General features: G+C 53.8%; 3 protein-coding genes. All 3 read right to left on the bottom strand.

Annotation, left to right across the window (positions count from 1 at the left end):
- Window positions 1-107: 107 nt before the first annotated feature.
- The 3 genes from RMSM_RS16630 to RMSM_RS16620 all read right to left on the bottom strand — a co-directional run bounded on the left by RMSM_RS16630 (window position 108) and on the right by RMSM_RS16620 (window position 1,688).
- Window positions 108-443, bottom strand: coding sequence for a hypothetical protein (locus RMSM_RS16630; protein ID WP_144057714.1), 336 nt, complete (start codon window positions 441-443; stop codon window positions 108-110).
- A gap of 147 nt (window positions 444-590) precedes the next feature.
- Complete coding sequence (locus RMSM_RS16625) at window positions 591-896, bottom strand: hypothetical protein (RefSeq protein WP_008698564.1); 306 nt, start codon at window positions 894-896, stop codon at window positions 591-593.
- 189 nt (window positions 897-1,085) lie between these two features.
- On the bottom strand, window positions 1,086-1,688 hold the full coding sequence (locus RMSM_RS16620) for an HAD family hydrolase (protein WP_008698562.1): 603 nt from the start codon (window positions 1,686-1,688) through the stop codon (window positions 1,086-1,088).
- Window positions 1,689-1,959: the final 271 nt, after the last annotated feature.

The raw sequence follows: 1,959 nt of genomic DNA, 5'->3' as shown, positions 1-1,959 counted from the left end.
AAAAACCATGTTGTCGGGCGATGAAGTGGCAACCAAGTATCCATCCCACTAGTCGCCAAGTTTGTCGCACCACAATTCGCGATTGTTTTCGATTAGGTTTGAAACAGTCAGTGCGTCATTAGTGTTTGTGGTCGTGTATGTGTCACCATCAGGTTCAAGGCACGATACGGGACGCCCTTGGCGGGCGATACCCCGCCAGACACGACACCAAACGCGTCGTTGAGGTAAAGGATAAGCGCCAATCGCAACCCGGAAGACGTGCCGTCGGGCCCAATCCGCACCACGGATTCGAGGTCAGGGTTTGGTCCGCCGAGTTCACGCGCTGTGTATGCAATGAGGTCAAGCAAACCGACGCCGTCCAAGGCGCGGCGCCGAAGTTCGTAAACGATCTCCGTAAACACAGATCGCTTTTCACCAGAGATAGGCTCGGATTCGAGCATCACCAAACGGCCTCGTCCCGACAACGGAAGGTTTTTACGACACCGCCCTGAACGAAGCGAACGATGTCTGAACTACTAAAGATTGCACCAAGGCCAGCCCCCGTCGCCAAATATGGAAGGTGTGCCGAAGGCCCTTGCGTAAAAACCATGTTAGGCGTCCGCTTTGCCCCGCCGAAACGTGATCCAACCATTGACGGTTGCAAGTGTCAGCGCAACCGCGATGCACCAAAGCACGACCGCACCGAGTGTATTGACGTAAAAGAGGTGTGTTGAAATCGTCGGGTCGCCAAGCGGAGAAGTATTCGACGGTTGAGTTGTGTATTCAACCGACACGTTGCCGTCCGCCAATGTCAGAACGCCAAGCAGGAACAGCAATGCAGTCGCAATCAACCAGAAAGCGACGGACAACGCGGAAGCAATGGCGTAGCGTCGAAACGAGCGCTGCCGCGAAATCATCAGTAAAGCATCCGCCGGGGATTCGTATGGATTTTCGGCCAATCTGCGGACGCCTAACGGAAGGTTTTTACGACACCGCCCTGAACGAAGCGAACGATGCCCGAACTACCGGAAATTGTACCAACGGAGGGCGGCTCGAACAAACGACAGCGGTGTGCCGAAGGCCTAGCGTAAAAACCATGTTGTGTGTCATGAACCCAGATAGGACGTGACATCGGTCAACGCCCGCAAGACCGAATCGCCAGAAGATTGTCCATTTCGGTCGATCAGAAACCCACGAATGCCGACCGCCATCGGCCCATCCACGTCTGATCGTTGGCTGTCGCCAACCATCAGTGTAGATTCTGCAGTTGTGTTGAGTTTTGAGAGTGCATGGCGGTAGATATCAGGATTAGGTTTCGCGAGTCCGACATCGCAGGAATACAGAATTGTGTCGAAGAGTGGTTCGAGGTTAAGGAGGTCAACAGCGCGTTTGTACGGAGAGGCAAGATTCGATATCAGTGCGGTTCGCAGTCCACGATCACGGAGCGATTGCAAAGCAGGAAGCGAATCAGCGAACCGAGCCGCATTGTCGACGTCAGCATCAAGATCACGCTGGATGTCAGTAAGGTTTTGCGGATGAGAAACGTCGAGATGGTCGCAAAAGTCAGCTAATGTTGGAGCGTCGACGACAAGAGAATCGCGAATTCGAGTGGAATCACCGATTGCACGACAGAGCTGGAGGTATGGATTCGTGTCGCGTGGCAGATGAATTAGCGTGCCGAACAGGTCAAAGATTACAGCGTCAATCATTCGAGCCTATGACACACAACGGAAGGTTTTTACGTCACCGCCGTGAACGAAGCGGTTGACTCTGAATTAATAGAGATTGTACCAATGCGAACGTACGTTGCCAAAGAGCGAAGGTGATCCCGAAGGGACTAGCGTAAAAACCATGTTGTCCGCCGCTAGCCCCGCGAACGATTCTCCGCATCAAGGTCGAGAGCGCCGGGGTATGCAGTGCGAAACGCATCCACAACGGTTGGATCGCCAGCACCAATCAACAATGTTGCGGAGGAGTCCC

It is taken from the genome of Rhodopirellula maiorica SM1, assembly GCF_000346295.1.
Taxonomy (GTDB): Bacteria; Planctomycetota; Planctomycetia; order Pirellulales; family Pirellulaceae; genus Novipirellula; species Novipirellula maiorica.
Note: the sequence above shows the minus strand (reverse complement) of the source record. Positions and strands in the feature narration are given on the sequence as shown.

Coding starts and splice junctions, on each gene's coding strand:
- RMSM_RS16625 (WP_008698564.1), bottom strand. CDS start 896: ATGATTTCGCGGCAGCGCTCGTTTCGACGCTACGCCATTGCTTCCGCG.
- RMSM_RS16620 (WP_008698562.1), bottom strand. CDS start 1,688: ATGATTGACGCTGTAATCTTTGACCTGTTCGGCACGCTAATTCATCTG.